This is a genomic window from Mesorhizobium sp. B2-4-13 (genome assembly GCF_006658535.1).
Lineage (GTDB): Bacteria > Pseudomonadota > Alphaproteobacteria > Rhizobiales > Rhizobiaceae > Mesorhizobium > Mesorhizobium australicum.
In genome coordinates this window covers 116,487-135,404 of the sequence record NZ_VFVB01000007.1, presented here as the reverse complement: position 1 = coordinate 135,404, position 18,918 = coordinate 116,487, and the positions used below count along the sequence as shown (strand labels likewise).

The following is an 18,918-nucleotide window of genomic DNA, read 5'->3' as shown; positions in this document are numbered from 1 at the left end:
CGCCACTATTTGAAATCGGGACCCGCAGTCGATATGTGTCCCGATGTCCGCGCTTCGCGCCGGATTTTCGACTGAGGGGACTTCCTTGTTCAAGCGCATACTCCGTGTCTTTATCGTTATTGTGGTCCTTGCCGTGCTCGTCATCGTGGTCGGCGGGATAGTCGGTTTCAACTTCCTGCGCGACAACGGCATCAAGCAGTATTTCGCCACCATGAAGCCGCCGGCGGCGACCGTGTCGACAACCATCGCCAAGCCGTCGAACTGGACACCGGGCGTCGAGGCGATCGGTACGGTGCGGGCCGTGCGCGGTGTCGACCTGACGGTCGAGACCGCCGGCATCGTCAAGGAAATCCCCTTCCATGCCAACCAGAAGGTGGCGGCCAACGCAGTGCTGCTGCAACTCGACGACGCCGTCGAGCGCGCTGATCTCGATGCGCAGAAGGCGCAGGCGGCACTCGATCAGACCACGCTGACCCGCGCCGTCGAACTGACAAGGCGTGGTGTTGGCTCCGACTCGACGCTGGACACGGCGCGTGCGGCGGCCTCCGCTTCGGCGTCCCAGGTCACCAGGCTGCAGGCCGTGCTCGACCAGAAGCAGCTTACCGCACCTTTCGCCGGCACGGTCGGCATTCCGAGGATCGACCTCGGCCAGTATCTGGCACCCGGCACCGCGGTGGTGACGCTGCAGGACCTCGACACGATGCGGGTCGACTTCTCGGTTCCCGAACAGCAGCTGCCGCTGCTCAAGATTGGCCAGACGGTCCGCCTGGGCCTTGGCGGCAGCGACGACATGCCCTTTGCCGGCGCCATTCGCGGCATCGACCCCAAGATCGACCCCTCCAGCCGGCTGGTGAACATCCGGGCGGAAGTTGCCAATCCCGAAGGCAAATTGACCCCAGGTCAGTTCGTGCAGGTGCGTGTCGAACTGCCCGAGGAGCAGAACGTGCTGTCACTGCCGCAGACGGCACTGACCACCAGCCTCTATGGCGACTACATATTCGTGGTGCAGCCGGCGAAGCCCGCCGGGGCAGCCCCGGCGCAGCCAGCCAAGCCGGACGAAAAGCCGGCGGCGGCCACCGACAAGCCCGCGGATGCCAAGCCTGCGGATGCCAAGGCGGCAGACGCCAAGCCGGCCGACGCAATGAAGCCCGCCGCCGATGCCATGAAGCCGGCCGCTGACGCAGCCAAGCCAGCGGACAAGGCCGCTGCCGATGCCGCCAAGCCAGCGGCGGCCGATCCGGCCAAGCCGGCGGCGGAAGGCGACAAACCGGCGCTTGTGCTGTCACAGGTCTTCGTCAAGCCCGGCCGCCGCAATCAAGGCATGGTCGAGATCGTCGAAGGGCTGAAGGCCGGCGACGAGGTCGTTACCGCGGGCCAGAACCGCCTCTTCAACGGCATGACCGTCAACGTCGACAACACGATCGACCCGACCAAATCGGCGAACAAGCAGGCCGACCAGCAATGAGCTTTTCCGATCTCTTCATCCGCCGGCCCGTCCTTTCGACGGTTCTTGCCTGCATGATCCTGCTGCTCGGTTTCCAGGGCATATTCAACCTGTCGATCCGGCAGTATCCGAAGGTCGACGAGACCGCGATCACAATCACGACAGCCTATCCGGGCGCCAGCGCCGACCTGATCCAGGGCTTCATTTCCGCCCCGATCGCGCGCGCCGTCGCCTCGACCGAGAACATCGACTACGTAACCTCGTCCAGCCGTCCCTCCTCCAGCACCGTGACGGTGCAGATGAAGCTCGGTTCCAACCCAGACGTCGCGTTGACCGAAGTACTGTCCAAGGTCCAGGGCGTGCGCGGCACCTTGCCGGACGCCTCCAAGGACCCGGTCATCGTCAAGGGTACGGGTCAGCAGTTCGCGATGATGTACATCTCGATGCAGAATCCGAACATGACCAAGGAGCAGCTGACCGAGTATATCGAGCGCGTCATCAGGCCCCGCATGTCGACGGTCGAAGGCGTCGCCGACGTGCAGATCTTCGGCGCCCAGGAATACTCTATGCGCGTCTGGATCGACCCAGTCAGGCTTGCCGCGCGCGGCGTGACGGCGGCCGAAGTGCTGACGGCGATCAACAATTCCAACTTCCTGTCGGCGCCCGGCAACACCCAGAACGAATATGTCGTCTCGTCGATCACCGTGCGCTCGACGCTGCAGACACCGGAAGCCTTCGCCGCGCTGCCATTGCGCTCGACCGACGGCAATGTCGTGCGCCTGCGCGACGTGGCCCGCGTCGAACTGGCGGCCGCGAACACCGACACCAGGGTTTCCTTCAACGGTAAGCCCGGCACCTTCCTCGCCATCTTCCCGACCCCGGCAGCCAATCCGCTGACCACGGCGGCGGCACTCACCAAGCTCGTCCCGCAGATTCAGGAGACGCTGCCGAAGGGCATGACGATCGAAGTCGTCTACGACGCGACCGGACAGATCAGCGCCTCGATCGACGAGGTGTTCAAGACCATCGGCGAGGCGGTCGCCATCGTCGTTGTCGTTATCCTCCTCTTCCTCGGTTCGTTCCGCTCGGTGCTGATGCCGATCATCACCATCCCGCTGTCGCTGATCGGCGTCTGCTTCCTTTTGTTCGCGGTAGGCTATTCGATCAACCTTCTGTCGCTGCTGGCCATGGTGCTGGCGATCGGCCTTGTCGTCGACGACGCCATCGTGGTGGTGGAAAATATCCACCGCCACATGGAAGAGGATCACATGCCGCCCATGCAGGCGGCCTTCAGCGGCATGCGCGAGATCGCGTCGGCCATCGTCGCCATGACCATGACGCTGGCCGCCGTGTTCGCGCCGCTGGCCTTCACCGGCGGCCTGACCGGCGCCCTGTTCCGCGAATTCGCGGTGACGCTCGCCGGATCGGTGGTGCTGTCTGGCATCATTGCCATCACCATCACGCCGATGATGTCGGCGCGCCTCCTGAAGCCCGGCAATGCCGGCCGTTTCCAGCGCATCGTCGACGGCACTTTCGCGCGCGTCGAGCATGTCTATGAGCGCGCCGTCACCGGATCTCTTAACTATCGCCCGCTGACGCTGCTCATCGTGCTGGCGCTTGTCGGCGTGACTGGGTTCATGTTCACCAAAACCTCGACGGAACTGGCGCCGGAAGAAGATCAGGGCTTCCTGCTCTCGCTGGTGACGGGGCCGCGCTATGCGACCTCCGATTACACCGAGACTTACGTCAATCAGATCCTGGGCCTGGTGAAGGACATTCCCGAGACCCGGGCGCAGTTCTCGGCCGTCGCCTTTGGCGGCACGACCAACAGCGCCTTCGTCGGTTTTGCCTTCAAGGATTGGGCGGAGCGGAAGCGCAATTCGAAGGAGCTGCAGGCCGACATCACGGCTCGTATCGCCAAGGTGGCGGGTGTCCAGGCCTTCGTCTTCGCGCCGCCGACTCTGCCGGGCTCCGGCGGCGGCTTGCCAATTTCCATGGTGGTGCGCTCGACCGGCGATTCCGCTCAGGTCTACGAGGAAGCCGAGAAGATCAAGAACAAGGCGCAGGCCTCGGGCCGCTTCATCGTCGTGCAGAATTCGATGGCCTATGACGCACCGCAGGTGACGGTGACCATCGATCGCGACCGCGCCGCCGCGCTCAACCTGCCGATCGCCGATATCGGCCGGACGCTGACGCTGCTGGTCGGCGGTGCCGAAGTGGCGCAATTCGACCGCGACTCCAACTCCTATGACATCATCCCGCAGGTGCCGCAGGAATTCCGCGACAACCCTGAAAAGCTCGGCGAATATTTCGTGCGCAGCGTGACGGGAGAGATGGTGCCGTTGTCGGCCGTGGTGACGATTTCGAACAATGCGTCGCCGGCGGCGATCGAGCAGTTCAACCAGCTGAATTCGTCGACGATCTCGGCGCTGCCGCTGCCCGGCGTCACCACGGGCGACGGTTTGAAAGTGCTCGAGGACATCGCCAGGGAGAGCCTGCCCGACACTTTCTTCATCGATTATTCCGGCCAGTCCCGGCAGGAGAAGGAACAGGGCAACACGATCCTGATCGCTTTCGGCGCGGCCGTCATCGTCATCTACCTGGTGCTGGCGGCGCAGTTCGAAAGCTTCCGCGATCCGCTGATCATCATGATGGCGGTGCCACTGTCGATCTTCGGCGCGATCGTGCCGCTCAATCTGGGCCTCGGCACGCTCAACATCTATACCCAGGTCGGACTGATCACGCTGATCGGCCTGATCACCAAGCACGGCATCCTGCTGGTCGAATTCGCCAACCAGCAGCGAGAACTGCATGGCATGCGGCGGCGTGACGCCATCATCGCCTCGGCCAAGGTGCGCCTGCGGCCGATCCTGATGACGACGGCGGCGATGGCGCTGGGCGTGGTGCCGCTGATCGTTTCCAGCGGCGCCGGTGCCGCGGCCCGCTATTCGATGGGCCTGGTCATCTTCACCGGCATTCTGGTCGGCACCATGTTCACACTGTTCGTCGTGCCGATGTTCTATACTTTCATCGCCAGCAAGGACCTGCCGCATCTGGCGGAAAAGCCGGATCCCAAGCTGATGCCGGCGCTGCCGAGCTGAGGCACGGGGCGCAAGACACAAAAAGAGGCCGGGATTTCTCCGGCCTTTTTTTGGCGATCGCTCCAGCAACTCCGGCACATGGCCGAATGCGGCGACCTTCCTGCTACTTGACGATGACGATGCTGGTGTTGGCCGCTCCGAACGTCTCGACGAGCTGGTAGAAATCGGCGGCGTTGTCCGGGTGCAGCCGTACGCAGCCATGCGAGGCGGGCTGGCCGAGGCGCTTGATGGCATAGGTGGCGTGGACCGCGTAGCCGCCGCTGAAAAACACCGAATGCGGCATCGGCGCGTTGTCGTATTTCTTCGAATACCACATCTCATGCATGCGCGTCGGCTTGAACGAGCCGGTCGGCGTCACGTGCGCCCTGTCGCCGGTGGAAACCTTCCAGGCGAAAGTCGGCCGGCCGTCGACCGAGACTTCCATGACCTGCTGCGACAGCGAAACGCGAGCAACGACGCTGTTGGCGGCATGGGCGGCGTTGGCGCCGAACAGAAGTGCACTGCCCATGAGCGCGGCGGCGGTGATGTTGATGAACTTTGCGGAAATGGTGGTGTGCATGAATGTCCCCTCTCTCTGCCGGTCCGGCCGGCTCCAATTCGATGAGGCGGCTTATCCCAGCGGCATGTTTCGGAAAGATTTCGTGAAATGCTCGTTTGTGTTTCGAATCTGTTTCCGCTGATTAACAGGACAATCACCCTGTTTGATGGCGCTCCATTCCGACACGGGGGCCAAGGATGAAGGACACAGGCATTCACCCCGAAACGAAAGTTCGAATTGTCTCCTACATGAAAGAGTTTGTCTCAATCCGAAACCAATCTGCAACAAAGTGCGGTTTTGGGCGGCATGATCCGGATACCGACCGGATGCAAAAGTTGACGCAACGAAAGCAGACGGCAACGACCAAGGGAACGAAAACGAACATACGCTCCTGGCTATCCAGGATCAGCATCACGGCGGCGGCTGTCGGCGGCGGCACCATTGCCGGCGGCCCCGTGCGCGGCTGGCGGCGATGAGTTCGAGCGAGATTTCGACCCTGCACGTCGCCCTGTTTGCGCCACGGTCTGGATCGTTTCCAGCCTGCGCATCGCCCAGTTGAAGGCCCTCTGGCGGGTTGGCCTTCGGCTGCTGGCATTGCGCGGCCCCTCCGGCAACTTGCTGCCGAGAGGACCGAAGGCCCGCGCCGCGACGGGGGGCTCCGTGGGCGGCGCGGGCACTTCGGGAGTTCCTGAAGCGACCCGCTACACAGTCATCTTTTTGGGGAATTCAGATCATGAAGACAAAATTCGCGGCTTCCGTGCTTTCCGCACTGCTCTATGCGCAGGGCCTGCTCGGCTTTGCCGCACTCGCCAGCGTGCTGCTCAAGGAACGCGCTCACGCAAGCGAGTTCGCCGTCGGCGGCGAAATGGCCTCGGGCCCGTCATTGCTGGTGGTGCGCTGAACCTCGCGGGCATCGGCGCGGGAAAATGGAAAGTCCGATGCTCATCCGACGAACCAGCAGGAAAACACAGCCGTCAGTCGGCGAATTGCCGTGGCGGATCGAACCTGTAGCCGGCGCCGCGTATGGTGGTGATGGTCTCGGTGTCGAGCTTGCGGCGCAGTCGCACGATGCGCGAGTCGATCGAGCGATCGAAGGCGTCGGCATTCTCGGCCGGCGCGGCTGCGATAATGTCGTCCCGCGTCAGTACCTTGCGCGGGCTCGCCAGGAACAGCCTGAGCAGCGCCACCTGGCCGGGCGAGAGCTGCTCCTGCGTACCGGAGCGATGCATGACCATCGCCGATCTCAGGTCGACGGTTGCGTTCTCCAGCACGATCAGCTCCTGGGTACCCCTGCCGCGCCGCGAAAGCAGGCCACCGACACGCGCGGCGAGTTCCCTGACATTGAGCGGACTTTCGACGACGTCGGCGGCGCCGAGCTCGAGCGCCAACACCTTGTCGAGGAGATCGGCCGGCCGGCATATCAGGATGAAATCCGGTCCATGCTCCCCACCCCCAGCTTGGCCGCCAAAACGCCTGAGCAGATCCCGCCCTTCCGCCTGGCTGAGGCTGTCCCCGACAACGACAACGTCGATACCGCCGCCCGACAGCAGCGATTCCGCCTCCCAGGGCTGCCGCGCCCGGCGCACGTCGTGGCCGCGCCGCTCGAGATGGTCGGCAAGCTCGCTCGCGACGACCTCGGCGACGGAAACAAGCGCAATGATGGCTCGTGCGGCCATGTTTTCCAACCGTTCCCTGGCAACCGGATATGAGTGCTGGACATCATGTTTATACCCAATCTACTTTCCACTGAAAGTGGGAGCGAGAGCATCGTGCGGGCAAGAATTGTCATCGTCGAGGATGAGCCCGACCTGAGGGACGCGGTCGCCGAATATCTCGGCGCCGCCGGCTATGATGTTTCGACCGCTGAAACCGCGGCCGCCGCGCGCCGCCTGATCGAGACGCAGTCCTTCCATCTGGCTATCCTCGACATCGCCATGCCGGGCGAGGATGGCTTGTCGCTTGGCCGCTGGCTGCGCTCGAAAATGCCGATCGGCATCATCTATGCGACCGCCGCCGGCACCGCGCTCGACCGCATCGTCGGACTGGAACTCGGCGCCGATGACTATATCGTCAAGCCGTATGAACTGCGCGAGGTGCTGGCCAGGGTGCGCAGCGTGCTGCGCCGTGTTCCCCAGCCGACGGAGCCGCAGGACAGGAAGGCCAGCACGGATCGGCGCTCCGTCGCTTTCGGCCCCTTCCAGGCCGATCTCGACGGCAGGATGGTCACCGGCGCCAACGGCACAGTGATCGACATGGCCAAGAGCGAATTCGACGTGCTGGAGGTTTTCCTGACCCGCGCCAACCGGCTGCTGACCAGGGCCGCGATCTCCGAGGCGATCGGCTTCACCGAGGATCCGGAATCGTCGCGCGCCGTCGATATCCGCATCATGCGCCTGCGCAAGAAGATCGAGACGGACCCGGCCAACCCGAAATTCCTGCGCACGGTGCGTGGCGAAGGCTATATTTTCTCGCTGCCGGCCGGCGACGGCAGCTGAGCGTCAGACCGAGGAAGTCCGCTCCGCAGCCGTTGCCAGCCGATCGATTGGCGTGACTCTGGACTAATGGCTGACAATGATGGGCGACACGGCAAGCACGGACATGCAGGGTTTCAGGCAGGGCGCGGCGATGGCCGCCGTGCGTGTCGTGCGCCGGCTGCGCGAGGCCGGCGACTGGCAGCGCGAAATGGACGGCATACTGGAGACGCTATGCCACGCCATGGAGTGCCAGCGCGGCATCCTGTTCCGCCTGCGCGAATTGCCCGGCCAGGGTTTCGCCCAGTCGGTCGCTGCCTACTGGATCGATCCTGACTTCGGCGGCGAACTGGCCTCACCGACCGTCATCATGCAGTCGATCGTCAATTCGGATCCGCTGCTTGAGCGGCTGGCCGAGGATGAGCGGCAGGGCAAGATTTTCGCCGGCCATACGCGCGACCTCGAAGGATTCCTGAGGGCCGATTTCGAGAAGCAGAACATCAAGTCGTTCCTGTCGGTGTCGGTCTTCGCGCACGGCCATTTGTGGGGGACGCTGGCCGTCAATGACTGCGTCGAAGAGCGGGAATGGACCGACGAGGAGGAGGCGACGCTGCACATCATCGCCCTCGCCATAGGCGACGCCATCGAACACTCCCCCTCGGACGCCCATGCCAGCGAAGTGATCCGCCGCACCATGCTGCAGGCCTCGCTCGACGCCATTATCGTCATCGACGAGGCCGGGTCGATCATCGAATTCAATCCGGCCGCCGAGAAGATGTTCGGCTTCCTGCGCAGCGATATCCTCGGCAAGGACCTGCTCGACACGGTCGTTCCTGAATACTACCGCAAGGGCTATGCCTCGGGCGCCGACTACATGTCCGGCCGTGGCGCCCCGATGGTCGGCCAGCGGCTCGAGACCGTGACGCAGAATGCCGCCGGCGAGGTGTTTCCGATCGAACTGACGGCGACCGAGATGCGGGTCGCCGACCGCCGCCTGATCTTTGGCTCGATCCGCGACCTGCGCGACAGGCTGCGCGCCGAGGAAGAGATCAACCGGCAGCGCGAGAAGCTGCACCAGAACGAGAAGATGGCGGCGATGGGCTCGCTGCTTGCCGGCGTCTCGCACGAACTCAACAATCCGCTGGCCGTCGTCGTGGCCCAGTCGACGCTGCTGCATGAATTCTCCTCGGATCCGCAGACCAAGGTCCGGGCCGAAAAGGTTCGTGCCGCCGCCGAGCGCTGCGGGCGCATCGTCAAAAGCTTCCTGTCGATGGTCCGCCTCCATCCGGCGGCACAGGCCGAGACCGATCTCAACCAGGTGATCCGCGCCGCTCTCGAAGTGACCGCCTACGGCGCGCGCTCGAGCGGCATCGTCATCGATACCGATTTCGCGCCAGGTCCGCTGCTCGCCATGGCCGATGCCGACCACGTGACACAGGTGGCGGCCAATTTCCTCATCAACAGCCAGCATGCCCTGGCCGGCGTCGCCGGCGACCGCCTGATCAAGGTGCGGAGCTTCCGCAGCGATCGGGGCAATCCCGGCTTCTCGGTCGAGGACAACGGGCCCGGCATTCCCGAAGCCATCCGTTCGCGCATTTTCGAATCCTATTTCACCACCAAGCCGGTCGGCGTCGGCACCGGCATTGGCCTGTCGATCTCGAAATCGATCATCGAACGGCACAACGGCAATGTCTGGTTCGAGGAGGTGTTGCCGAGAGGCGCGCGTTTCGTCGTCCAGTTTCCGGCGATCTCTGCGGGCATCGCCGCCGCCGGCGAAAGCCAGCCACGATCGAGCGGCCTGCGCCATGCGCTGATCATCGATGACGAGCCTGACGTCGCCGGTTCCCTGTCCGATATTCTCGAACTGATGGGCATCAAGTCGCGGATCGCGCCGCTCTGGGAATCGGGCGCCGCCACCTTGGGTGGCCACATGCCCCCCGATATCGTCTTTTCGGATCTGCGCATGCCCGGCATATCAGGCATTTCGATCTACCGCGAACTGCTCGCCGAACGGCCCGACCTGGCGCGGCGTTTCGTGCTCGTCACCGGCGACCTGATCGGCGCGAAGGCGGAAGTCGAAGCCTTGCCGTCGCAGCAGCGGCCACAGATCCTCGAAAAACCGTTCAGCACGCTGGATGTACGCAGTGTGCTTTCGACCATCGCCGAGCAGGCCGCGTTGAAAGCATAAAAAAGGCTCCCGGCCGACATCGCGGCGGGAGCCGAAGCGAGCGCCGAGAAGCGCTCGGGGAGGTAGGGCATGATCCCCAAACGGGAACCGGTTTCGGGATCATGCCCCGGCAGAAACGCAGAGGCAGAAATCAGAAGATGTTGGGCGTGCTGGTCAGCGGCGCGGCGTTGGCGATCATGCGGATCGCGCGGGTCTTGTGCGTTCCGGACTGCTCGGCAATGGCGCGCAGGCAATCCACGCTCTCGGCGCCCCAGGCCTGCCCCCTGCAGGCGAAATCGATTGCCGGCATAGGCAGGCGGGCGGTCGTGGTCGGCGCGCCTTCGATGACGTTGGCGGGCGGGTTCAACGAAGCGAAGGCTGGGCCGACCGTCGGCGTGAACGCCATGCCGGCGAAGGCGCAAGCAGCCAGCGCCATGAACATTCCCATCGGGTGGTCGCTGGCGCGCTGGCGAAGGGCCAGCTTCGGGCGGCGGTCAGCGCGCTCTGGAGCTTGAAAGCGGTTGCCGCTGGTGATCTGGACTTTCGCATGCATCATCATCCCCTTCGTTGATTTTCTTTTTGCGATTAAACGAATTTAATCGCGCCTTGTAACGGTGCAAAGGTGACGAGAGCTTGGCAATGTAACCGGATTGAAACATCGATACGGGCAAAACCGGGCAGGGTCGGTCATTGGCTGTTTTGGCCCGAGGGGTGGCGGGTTGCAAGACGTGCACGACCGGTAGCCGCGTGAACGATTGGCGGCGCGAGCCAGCGATCGGGGGCAGTTACGGAACTCTGGCTAAGATCCGGATTTTCCGGGGTTTTCGAAGCCCGCAACGGCGCGGGATTCCCATGGAACCAGCGCCGACATTTTCGCTGCGGAACAGTCACATTTCCACAAGCCATTGCATTTCAATGCAAAATATGATTATATTGAATGCATATTCAATAAAAGAAGAGACGTTTTATGAACCCGCACCTCCGTGACGTGGCAATCCCGAACGATTGGGACCGGCGGGGACTGCCGGGCTGGAGCTACCATTCCGACGCCCTTCTCGAACTGGAGAAGGAGCATGTGTTCCGCAATCATTGGCAGATCGTCGGGCATGTCTGCGACATACCGGACGCCGGCGATTACCTCACCATGGATGTCATTGGCGAACGCGCCCTGATCGTGCGCGGCAAGGACGGCGTGGTACGCGGTTTCAACAACATGTGCCGCCATCGCGGCAGCCGCGTCGTCGCCGACAGCCAGGGCAATTGCAAGAACGCGCTGGTCTGTCCGTTTCACGGCTGGGTCTACAATCTCGACGGCACGCTGCGCGGCGCCGCCCGCCCGCGCTCCTTCCCCGACCTCGACAAGACCGAGTTTGGCCTGATGCCGCTCGACCTCGAAATCTGGATGGGCTTCATCTTCATCCGCTTCCGCAATGGCGGGCCACAGCCCTCCGTCGCCGAGCTGCTGAGGCCGATCGAACCCGAATTCGCGCATTACAAGGCCGCCGACATGGTGCCTTCCTGGGGTATTTGGACCCAGAAGACGCCGGTCAACTGGAAGTCGGTGCGCGATGTCGATAATGAAGGCTATCATGTCGCCATGGCGCATCCGGCCTTGCAGGATCTCTATGGCGCCACCTATTTCGACGAGCCCTTCGTCAATGGCGTCTCGCGCTCCTTCGCCACCTACAACCCGCATGCCGGCCGCCGCTGGAGCGTGAAGAACTACGTCAAGATCGCGCCGGAGCCGACGCATCTGCCTGACCATCTCAGGAAGGCCTGGGTCTATTACGGTATCTTTCCCAACGCCGTTCTGTCGGTGATGCCGGAATCAGTGCAGTTTTATCAGGAGTTCCCACTGTCGACGGGTGAGACGCTGCTGCGCGGCGCCATCTATCGTTACCGCGACGAGAGCCGAGAGCAGGCCGCCGCCCGCTACCTCTCCTTCCGCATCGATCGCGACACCATGTCGGAAGATGTGCAGCTCTCGGTCTGGTCGAACGAATCCATGCTGTCCGAGGCTTTCGAGGGCTTTTATCTCTCCGACCTCGAATATGGCGTCCGCACCCACCACGACCACCTGCGCAAGCAGGTTCCGGTGCTCGGCCTGGAAACGGCGCCGGAGGAGAAGGACATGTGGGATTTGAACGACGCGCTGAGGTCGCGGGCATGACAACCCTGCTGGTTGGTGAAGTCCCCGTCAGCGCTGCCCATCATCCGCCCTTCGGGCACCTTCTCCCCGTGAAAACGGGGAGAAGGAGAAACTCACCCCTGCCACACACCCTCTTTCCTGAGATCTTCCATCGTGCGTGAAATACCCTCGCGCAGGATGCCGACCATGTCGTCGATCTGCTCGCGCGTAATGACGAGCGGCGGCGACATAACGCACATGTTGATCAGCGGCCGCACCAGCAGGCCAAGCTCGTGGCAGTGGGCGTCGATGCGTTTGCCGACATCCTTGTCGAGCTGCAGCGGATCCTTGCTTTCGCGATCGGCGACGCATTCGACACAGCCCATCAGCCCGACGCCGCGCACTTCGCCGACCAGCGGCAGCTCTTCCAGCGTCTTCAATTGCGCCTGGAAATAGGGCGCGACCGCCTGCGTGTGAGCAAGCACGCTCTCTTCCAGCAGGTCGAGATTCTTCAAGGCCACGGCACAGCCGACCGGATGGCTGGTGTAGGTCAGGCCATGGCCGAACATCGCGTCGGGATGGTTGGAACGGCGTAATTCCTCCAGCAGCCGCTCCGAGATGATGACGCCGCCAAGCGGGAAATAACCCGAGGTGACGCCCTTTGCGAAAGTGATCATGTCGGGGTCGATGCCGAACACGTCGCCCGAGGCAAAGACATGGCCCAGACGTCCGAAGCCCGTCACCACCTCGTCGGAGATATAAAGAATATCCTTGGCGCGGCAGATCTCGCGGATGCGCCTGAGGTAGCCGTCCGGCGGAATGATGACGCCACCGGACGCCTGTATGGGTTCGCCGACGAACGCGCCTATTCTGTCGGCACCGACACGCGCGACCGTATCGCGGAACTGGTCGACAAGGAAATCGGTGAAAGCGGCGATGCTCATGCCTTTCGGCCGGCGGAACGGGTCGGGGGAGGCGAGCTTGACCACCAGATCGTCGGCGCCATCCATCCAGTCGCGGTCGCGCGGGCGGCCATTGAGCGAGGCCGAGAGATAGGTTGAGCCATGATAGGCGCCGCCACGGCTCAGGATCAGCTTCTTTTCCGGCCGGCCGCGCACATTGTTGTAAAACTGCATGAAGCGCAGCGCCGTCTCGACCGCCGAGGAACCGCCCGTGGTGTAGAAGACGTGGCTGAGGTCGCCTGGGGCATGGCCGGCGATGCGCTTGGCAAGCTCCGCCGACGGCGCGTTCATCGTGTACCAGGGCGTGTTGTAGGACAGCGCCATCGCCTGGTCGTACATCACCCTGGCGAGTTCCTCGCGGCGATGCCCGACATTGACGCACCACATGCCGGCCGGGCCGTCGATCAGCCGCTTGCCGGTGCTGTCGGTAATGTAGATGCCATCGCCCTCGCCGATCAGCGCGCGCGCCTCCGAACCGACGGAACCGGCGTAAGGCCAGGGCTGGATGAGATGACGCTTGGCCAGCCCGACCGCATCGTCGCCAGGGCCAGCCGTTTCGCGTGCCTTCAGATCCCTCACCGCCGCCATCATCGCCTCCACATCATCCCCGAATTTTCCGGGCATCAATCCGGTTCGCCATGGCCGAAATCGCCGCCCTGCTCACACGATTTTGAATGTCCGTTCAATCAATATTGCAGAATTAGCGCTTGATTTCAATCCGCGGATGCGCGCATGATGAAAGAAAGCCGGCAAGGGGAACAATAGCCGGCGCCAGCCCAATGGGATGCCGTATGGCGGGACAGTCCAGGCCAGCAATCGAGATCGCACCCGGAGCCCGTCCCCCCGGAGTCTGGCAATGACGGTGGCTGCGGAAGGGTCGCCCCCGTTGGGCCTGACGCGGGCCAGACGAAATGCCCTTCTGCAATCCGAGCCTGTACAAGGCTTTGCCCTGATCAGCCCGACCTTTCTCTACGCTCTCATCCTTCTGGTCCTGCCGATCCTGGTCGTCATCGCCCATTCCTTCTGGACGCAGCACTACCTGACCATCGACCGCACCTTCACGCTGGAAAACTATCGCGTCGCACTGACCGAGCCGATCTACCGCGATCTGTTGTGGCGCTCGCTCTACATCTCGCTGACGGTCAGCCTGTTCACCGTCGTCCTCGCCTACCCGATCGCCTATTTCATTTCCTTCCATGGCGGCCGTCACAAGAGCCTGTGGCTGTTCCTCATAACCATCCCGTTCTGGACCAGCTATCTCTTGCGCGTGATGTCGTGGAAGGTCATCCTGGGCTATAACGGCGTCTTGAATTCCGGCCTGATGGGTCTGGGCATCATCGACGAACCGTCGACCGCCCTGCTCTACAATTCGAGCGCCGTCATCATCACGCTCACCCATGCCTGGGCGGCCTTCGCCATCCTGCCGATTTTCGTGTCCCTGGAGAAGGTCGACCGCACGCTGGTCGAAGCGGCCACCGACCTTGGCGATGGACCCTTCCGGTCGTTCCTGCGCGTGACCTTGCCGCTGTCGGCGCCAGGCATCATTTCCGCGGCGCTGATCGTCATGATCCCGACTGTCGGCGACTATGTCACGCCAAAGCTCGTCGGCGGCAAGGATGGCGTCATGATCGCCAATGCCATCCAAGCGCAGTTCGGCAAAGCCGCCAACTGGCCGCTCGGTGCCGCACTTTCCGTCACCACCATGCTGATCGTCTCTCTGATGGCCGGCGCCACGGTGCTGATCATCCGCGGCTTGCAAAGGATGGCGCGATGAAGGCGCGGCGCTTCCTGCCGGGCGGCTGGCTGTCGGCCTATGCGTTCCTCTATATCGTCTTCCTCTATCTGCCCGTCATCTTCCTGCCGATCTTCTCGGTCAACACGGCGGCGACGCCGAAATTCCCGCTGACCGGCTTCACCCTGCAATGGTACGAAGACCTGCCGCGCACGCCGGCGCTGCTCGATGCCGCCTGGAACAGCCTGATCGTCGGCGTCTCGGCAGCCATCCTCTCCACCGTACTCGGCATCCTCGCCGCCCGCTCGATCACCCGCTACCGCTATCCCGGCCGCCGCGCCATCAACGGTCTGATCATGGCCCCGCTTGTGCTGCCCGAAGTGATCGTCGCCATCTCGATGCTGCTGGTGATGCTGCAGTTGGGCCTCGGTCTTTCGCTGTTCACTGTCGTGCTCGGCCACGTCCTGGTCTGCATTCCCTATTCGATGACGGTGCTGACTTCCGGCTTCGAGGGTTTCGACCGCAGCCTCGAGGAAGCCTCCGCCGATCTCGGCGAAAGCGCCTTCGGCACTTTCCGGCGTGTAACGCTGCCGATGGTGGCGCCGGCGATCATTTCCAGCCTTCTGGTCTGCTTCACCATCTCGCTGGACGAATTCATCATCGCCTTCTTCCTCACCGGCACCGAGGCGACGCTGCCGATCTACATCTGGGGCCAGTTGCGTTTCGCCTCGAAACTGCCCGGCGTGCTGGCGCTGGGCACGCTGCTTTTGGTTGCCTCTTTCCTGTTGATGACAATTGCTGAAATCCTGCGTCGCCGCGCGGCCAGACGCACCCAGAACGAGGGAGGCCTCTATGCCTGAGCAGCCGCGGATCGAGCGCCCTCACGCGGACAGGATCCAATCCGAAAGATCGATGATCGAGATCCGCAATGTCACCCGCAGCTATGGGGCGTTCAAGGCGCTGGACGACGCCTCCCTGACCATCAGGGAAGGCGAGTTCTTCTCGCTGCTCGGCCCGTCGGGCTGCGGCAAGACCACGCTTTTGCGCATGATCGCCGGCTTCGACAATCCGACCAGCGGTTCGATCGCGGTTGGCGGCCAGCCCATGGAAGGCATACCGGCTAACCGCCGGCCGACCAACATGGTGTTCCAGAGCTACGCGATCTTCCCGCACCTCAATGTCGAGCAGAACGTCGCCTACGGGCTGAAGCGGTTGAAGCTGCAGGGTGACGAAGAGAAGCGCCGGGTCGAGGAGGCGCTGGCGCAGGTCTCGCTCACCGGCCTCGGCAAGCGGCTTGCCACGGAGCTTTCCGGCGGCCAGCGGCAGCGCGTCGCGCTCGCCCGCGCCCTGGTGATGCGACCTAAGGTGCTTTTGCTCGACGAGCCGCTGTCGGCGCTCGACAAGAAGCTGCGCGAGCAGATGCAGGTCGAACTGCGCCGCCTGCAGCAGGCCGTCGGCATTACCTTCGTCCTGGTCACCCACGATCAGTATGAAGCGCTCGCAATGTCCGATCGCATCGCCGTGATGTTCGGCGGCAAGATCGCGCAGGTCGCCTCCCCGAAGGAAATCTACCAGCGCCCGGTAAACCGCCAGGTCGCCGACTTCCTTGGCGGCATGAATTTCGTCAAGGCCGAGATCGTCGAGGAGAACGGCGCCTCGCTGATCGTCGACACGCTGGGTTTCGGCCGTATCAAGACCGACAAGCCGAAGGCTTTCGTGCGCAATGGCGGCGGCGCGACGCTCGGCATCCGACCGGAGCGCCTGCGCGTGCTGTGGGACAACGCGACAGCCAAGTTCGAGGTCGCCGGCAAGGTGGTGGAACGCCACTATTTCGGCGAGATCACCCATCTGATCGTCGAAATCCCTGGCCTGGAGAAGCCGCTCTCGGTGACCGAGACCAACGATTTCGGCGCCGATGACATTCCAGTCGGCACCTCGATCCGCCTCGCCTATGATCCGGAAGCGTTGGTCGCGATGGCCGACTGAACTCCGGCGATGATCCTGCGCGCCGCGATACGCCCGGCCACGATCGCGCCCTCGACATAGCCCGGGAATGACGGCGCCAATTCCGACGACGCGAAATGCACCGGCGGTGCGCCGGCAAGAATGGTGGCCTCGGCACCCCTCGCCGACACATCGACGATCAGGTCGCTATAGGCACCGCCGCTCCAGCGATCATGCGTCCAGTCACGGCGGTTGAAATCGAGAACATCCGCCGCCTCCGGACCGAGCGCCTCCACAAGCTCCGTCGTCACCTGCGTCCGCAGATCCGACTCGCCGAGTTCGTGCCAGCGCAGCGCCAGCGGTCCGCCAACGAAGACGACAAGCGCCGCATGATCGGGATCCCTGCTGGCGTCGCAGGCAAACAGCCCCGGCAGATCGCGCCACATCACCATCCCGCTCAAATCCCGCTCGCGCCAGAACGGCTTGGGATAGCGCACCAGGACCTTGATCACCGCGCCGCTTTCCCAGGCGCCGAGCGCCGCTTCCAGGGCTGCCGGCAAGGCGGGCGTAAAATCGAGCTTCGCGGCTGTCGCCGGCGGCACGGCGACCAGAACTTCTCGCGCTTCGATCACGCTATTGCTCGAGACGACACGAACCCCTGGCGGACCGTATTCGATGCGGGTGACAGGTTCACCGAGCCTCACCCGGCCGCCGAGGTCCTCCGCCAGATCATCGGCCAACGACTGCATGGTCTCGCGTAGGGAATATTGCAGCTCCGGCACCTCATTGGTGATACGCCGGTCATTGTCGATCAGATACCAGAGCGGCACCCTCTCCAATGCCAGGCACCACAGGCCCTCGATCATCGACCGGAAGGCCGCCTTGACCTCGCCCACGTCATCCTGCCGCTCCAGCCACTCGGCAACGGTCAATCCCGCAATGGCGGGATCGTTGGGCTCGATGCTGTTCATGCGTTCACGGATCGCCATCGAGGCGTGATAGGTCCGCTCGGCCCGGCCGACCGACATTGACGGGCAAGTGATGAAATCGCCCTCGACATAAGTCTCGACGAAGGTCTTGCCGCGAGCCTGGGCCAGTTCCATCAGCTGCGGCATGTCCTCGCACAGGAACTGGCCGCCGCTGTCGATGCGCTCGCCAAGCCCGTTCCACATGGCCTCGACCCGCCCACCGACGCGGTCGCGTGCCTCGAGCAGCAGGAAGCCGACGCCGGCCCTCTTCAGCTCGAGCGCCGCCGACAGCCCGGTGAAGCCGGCGCCGACGATGACGACGTCGGTTCTTTCTGTCTTGTCGTTCAATAGCCAGCCTTGATCTTCTCGAACTCGGCGATCATCTTGAGCTTGAGATCTGACGGGAGCGGCTGCTGGAACAGCGTCTTGTCGACGAATTTCTGCACGTCGTCATAGCCCTTTTCCTTCAGGATGGCCTGATCGACGCCGGCCATGCCCTTGGCGTTGGCCTGGCCGTAGCCCCAGTCCTTGACCAGCACCTTGGCGGTCTCCGGATCGTTGACCGCGTTGAGATAGTCATAAGCCTTGTCGGTATTGCCGGGCGCATCCTTGAACAGCACGTAGCCGCACACCCAGGTCGAGATGCCTTCCGCCGTGTCCTTCTTAGACTTGATCGGCACGCCGGCAGCGACCGACTGCACGGTCGCATCGTTCCAGGCCCAGGCGAGATCGACCTCGCCGCCGCTCAGAAGCTGGACGACGTCGGTGGTATCGGTCCAGTAGGAGCGCACGTTCTTGTGCACCTGGCGCAGGAAGTCGGAGGCCTGCTTGAACTGGTCGTCGGTCATCTTGGTCCAGTCCTTCAGGCCGATGGCGAGGCTCGCCAGCGCATAGGCATCGTCGACATTGTCGCCGATCGAAACCCGGCCCTTGAACTTCGGATCGGCGAACGCCTTCAGCGACTGCACGTCCTTTTCGTCGATCTTGGAGGAGTTGTAGGTAAGCTGCGTGTTGCCCCAGTCCCAAGGCATGAACCAGGCTTTCCCGTCCTCGGTCGTGGCGAGATTTTTCATCGCCATGATGCCGGGATTGAGGTCTTTCCAGCCCGTGATCTTCGAGGTATCGAGCGGTTGCAGCAGGCCCGCCTCGCGCCACTTCGTCACGCTCTGCGAGCAGGGATGGCCAAGGTCGGCCTTGAAGCCGGAACGGATCTTTTCGAACGCCTCGTCCTCATCGCCGAAGAAGGCAAAGGTCGGCGAATCGCCGTTTTTCTCGACATATTTCGGGTGGAAGCTCGGATCCTCATAGCCTGACCAGTCGAACACGATCAGATCCTTGTCGGCCGCGATCGCCAGCGCCGCGGCCGAAGCCGCCAGTGTTCCCGCCAGCGCGAGCGTCAGCGTCAGGCGCCTTGTCAGTGTCTTCATTGCTGTTCCATCCTCTGCGGTTTCTTATGGTTTCGT

16 protein-coding genes are annotated in these 18,918 nt (G+C 63.3%); 10 read left to right on the top strand and 6 right to left on the bottom strand.

Features of this window, described 5'->3' with window-relative positions:
• Positions 1-85: 85 nt before the first annotated feature.
• On the top strand, positions 86-1,465 hold the full coding sequence (locus FJ936_RS19980) for an efflux RND transporter periplasmic adaptor subunit (RefSeq protein WP_140789826.1): 1,380 nt from the start codon (positions 86-88) through the stop codon (positions 1,463-1,465).
• Positions 1,462-4,545: an efflux RND transporter permease subunit gene (locus FJ936_RS19975; RefSeq protein WP_140712747.1), complete on the top strand. Its 3,084-nt coding sequence runs from the start codon at positions 1,462-1,464 to the stop codon at positions 4,543-4,545. Before FJ936_RS19980 ends, FJ936_RS19975 begins: the two co-directional genes overlap by 4 nt.
• A 103-nt stretch (positions 4,546-4,648) precedes the next feature.
• On the opposite strand, the gene FJ936_RS19970 is transcribed toward FJ936_RS19975, so the two are convergent.
• Complete coding sequence (locus FJ936_RS19970) at positions 4,649-5,104, bottom strand: L,D-transpeptidase (protein ID WP_140720134.1); 456 nt, start codon at positions 5,102-5,104, stop codon at positions 4,649-4,651.
• A 176-nt stretch (positions 5,105-5,280) separates the two neighbouring features.
• Between FJ936_RS19970 and FJ936_RS30940 the strand changes: the two genes are divergently transcribed.
• Together FJ936_RS30940 and FJ936_RS19960 are read left to right on the top strand one after the other, a co-directional pair.
• A complete protein-coding gene (locus tag FJ936_RS30940) occupies positions 5,281-5,559 on the top strand; it encodes a hypothetical protein (protein WP_246671826.1) in 279 nt (92 codons plus the stop codon).
• Between the two features lie 257 nt (positions 5,560-5,816).
• A complete protein-coding gene (locus FJ936_RS19960; protein ID WP_015315429.1) occupies positions 5,817-5,984 on the top strand; it encodes a hypothetical protein in 168 nt (55 codons plus the stop codon).
• A gap of 73 nt (positions 5,985-6,057) precedes the next feature.
• Here the strand turns inward: FJ936_RS19960 and FJ936_RS19955 are convergent, their stop codons facing one another.
• A complete protein-coding gene (locus FJ936_RS19955; protein ID WP_140662945.1) occupies positions 6,058-6,759 on the bottom strand; it encodes a response regulator transcription factor in 702 nt (233 codons plus the stop codon).
• 45 nt (positions 6,760-6,804) lie between these two features.
• On the opposite strand from FJ936_RS19955, the gene FJ936_RS19950 reads away from it, so the two are divergent.
• Positions 6,805-7,578: a response regulator transcription factor gene (locus FJ936_RS19950; RefSeq protein WP_181171238.1), complete on the top strand. Its 774-nt coding sequence runs from the start codon at positions 6,805-6,807 to the stop codon at positions 7,576-7,578.
• A gap of 76 nt (positions 7,579-7,654) precedes the next feature.
• Entirely contained in the window at positions 7,655-9,742 is a 2,088-nt protein-coding gene (locus FJ936_RS19945) for a PAS domain S-box protein (RefSeq protein WP_181763154.1), read from the top strand.
• A 130-nt stretch (positions 9,743-9,872) separates the two neighbouring features.
• On the opposite strand, the gene FJ936_RS19940 is transcribed toward FJ936_RS19945, so the two are convergent.
• A complete protein-coding gene (locus tag FJ936_RS19940; protein WP_140789824.1) occupies positions 9,873-10,274 on the bottom strand; it encodes a hypothetical protein in 402 nt (133 codons plus the stop codon).
• A 414-nt stretch (positions 10,275-10,688) separates the two neighbouring features.
• Between FJ936_RS19940 and FJ936_RS19935 the strand changes: the two genes are divergently transcribed.
• Entirely contained in the window at positions 10,689-11,891 is a 1,203-nt protein-coding gene (locus FJ936_RS19935) for an aromatic ring-hydroxylating dioxygenase subunit alpha (protein ID WP_140662947.1), read from the top strand.
• 92 nt (positions 11,892-11,983) lie between these two features.
• Here FJ936_RS19935 and FJ936_RS19930 read toward each other — a convergent pair whose 3' ends face one another.
• Positions 11,984-13,399: an aminotransferase gene (locus tag FJ936_RS19930; RefSeq protein WP_140720382.1), complete on the bottom strand. Its 1,416-nt coding sequence runs from the start codon at positions 13,397-13,399 to the stop codon at positions 11,984-11,986.
• Positions 13,400-13,667: 268 nt separating this feature from the next.
• Here FJ936_RS19930 and FJ936_RS19925 point away from each other — a divergent pair, with 268 nt between their 5' ends.
• The 3 genes from FJ936_RS19925 to FJ936_RS19915 are packed head-to-tail and all read left to right on the top strand — an operon-like array spanning position 13,668 to position 16,529.
• Positions 13,668-14,585, top strand: coding sequence for an ABC transporter permease (locus FJ936_RS19925; RefSeq protein ID WP_015315422.1), 918 nt, complete (start codon positions 13,668-13,670; stop codon positions 14,583-14,585).
• Positions 14,582-15,403 carry an ABC transporter permease gene (locus FJ936_RS19920; protein ID WP_140616749.1) on the top strand — a complete coding sequence of 274 codons (822 nt, stop codon included), beginning with the start codon at positions 14,582-14,584 and terminating at the stop codon, positions 15,401-15,403. The genes FJ936_RS19925 and FJ936_RS19920 overlap by 4 nt, the downstream gene beginning before the upstream one ends.
• A gap of 52 nt (positions 15,404-15,455) precedes the next feature.
• Positions 15,456-16,529, top strand: a complete 1,074-nt coding sequence (locus FJ936_RS19915) for an ABC transporter ATP-binding protein (protein ID WP_041163306.1) — start codon at positions 15,456-15,458, stop codon at positions 16,527-16,529.
• On the opposite strand, the gene FJ936_RS19910 is transcribed toward FJ936_RS19915, so the two are convergent.
• Positions 16,493-17,803 (bottom strand): flavin monoamine oxidase family protein, encoded by a 1,311-nt coding sequence (locus FJ936_RS19910; RefSeq protein WP_140662951.1) that lies wholly within the window; start codon positions 17,801-17,803, stop codon positions 16,493-16,495. The genes FJ936_RS19915 and FJ936_RS19910 overlap by 37 nt on opposite strands.
• Positions 17,800-18,882, bottom strand: a complete 1,083-nt coding sequence (locus FJ936_RS19905) for an ABC transporter substrate-binding protein (RefSeq protein ID WP_140789822.1) — start codon at positions 18,880-18,882, stop codon at positions 17,800-17,802. The genes FJ936_RS19910 and FJ936_RS19905 overlap by 4 nt, the downstream gene beginning before the upstream one ends.
• Positions 18,883-18,918: the final 36 nt, after the last annotated feature.

Excerpts from the sequence above, each read along its gene's own strand:
- FJ936_RS19975 (WP_140712747.1), top strand. The coding sequence starts at position 1,462 with ATGAGCTTTTCCGATCTCTTCATCCGCCGGCCCGTCCTTTCGACGGTT.
- FJ936_RS19970 (WP_140720134.1), bottom strand. The coding sequence starts at position 5,104 with ATGCACACCACCATTTCCGCAAAGTTCATCAACATCACCGCCGCCGCG.
- FJ936_RS30940 (WP_246671826.1), top strand. The coding sequence starts at position 5,281 with ATGAAGGACACAGGCATTCACCCCGAAACGAAAGTTCGAATTGTCTCC.
- FJ936_RS19960 (WP_015315429.1), top strand. The coding sequence starts at position 5,817 with ATGAAGACAAAATTCGCGGCTTCCGTGCTTTCCGCACTGCTCTATGCG.
- FJ936_RS19955 (WP_140662945.1), bottom strand. The coding sequence starts at position 6,759 with ATGGCCGCACGAGCCATCATTGCGCTTGTTTCCGTCGCCGAGGTCGTC.
- FJ936_RS19950 (WP_181171238.1), top strand. The coding sequence starts at position 6,805 with ATGTTTATACCCAATCTACTTTCCACTGAAAGTGGGAGCGAGAGCATC.
- FJ936_RS19945 (WP_181763154.1), top strand. The coding sequence starts at position 7,655 with ATGATGGGCGACACGGCAAGCACGGACATGCAGGGTTTCAGGCAGGGC.
- FJ936_RS19940 (WP_140789824.1), bottom strand. The coding sequence starts at position 10,274 with ATGCATGCGAAAGTCCAGATCACCAGCGGCAACCGCTTTCAAGCTCCA.
- FJ936_RS19935 (WP_140662947.1), top strand. The coding sequence starts at position 10,689 with ATGAACCCGCACCTCCGTGACGTGGCAATCCCGAACGATTGGGACCGG.
- FJ936_RS19930 (WP_140720382.1), bottom strand. The coding sequence starts at position 13,399 with ATGGCGGCGGTGAGGGATCTGAAGGCACGCGAAACGGCTGGCCCTGGC.
- FJ936_RS19925 (WP_015315422.1), top strand. The coding sequence starts at position 13,668 with ATGACGGTGGCTGCGGAAGGGTCGCCCCCGTTGGGCCTGACGCGGGCC.
- FJ936_RS19920 (WP_140616749.1), top strand. The coding sequence starts at position 14,582 with ATGAAGGCGCGGCGCTTCCTGCCGGGCGGCTGGCTGTCGGCCTATGCG.
- FJ936_RS19915 (WP_041163306.1), top strand. The coding sequence starts at position 15,456 with ATGATCGAGATCCGCAATGTCACCCGCAGCTATGGGGCGTTCAAGGCG.
- FJ936_RS19905 (WP_140789822.1), bottom strand. The coding sequence starts at position 18,882 with ATGAAGACACTGACAAGGCGCCTGACGCTGACGCTCGCGCTGGCGGGA.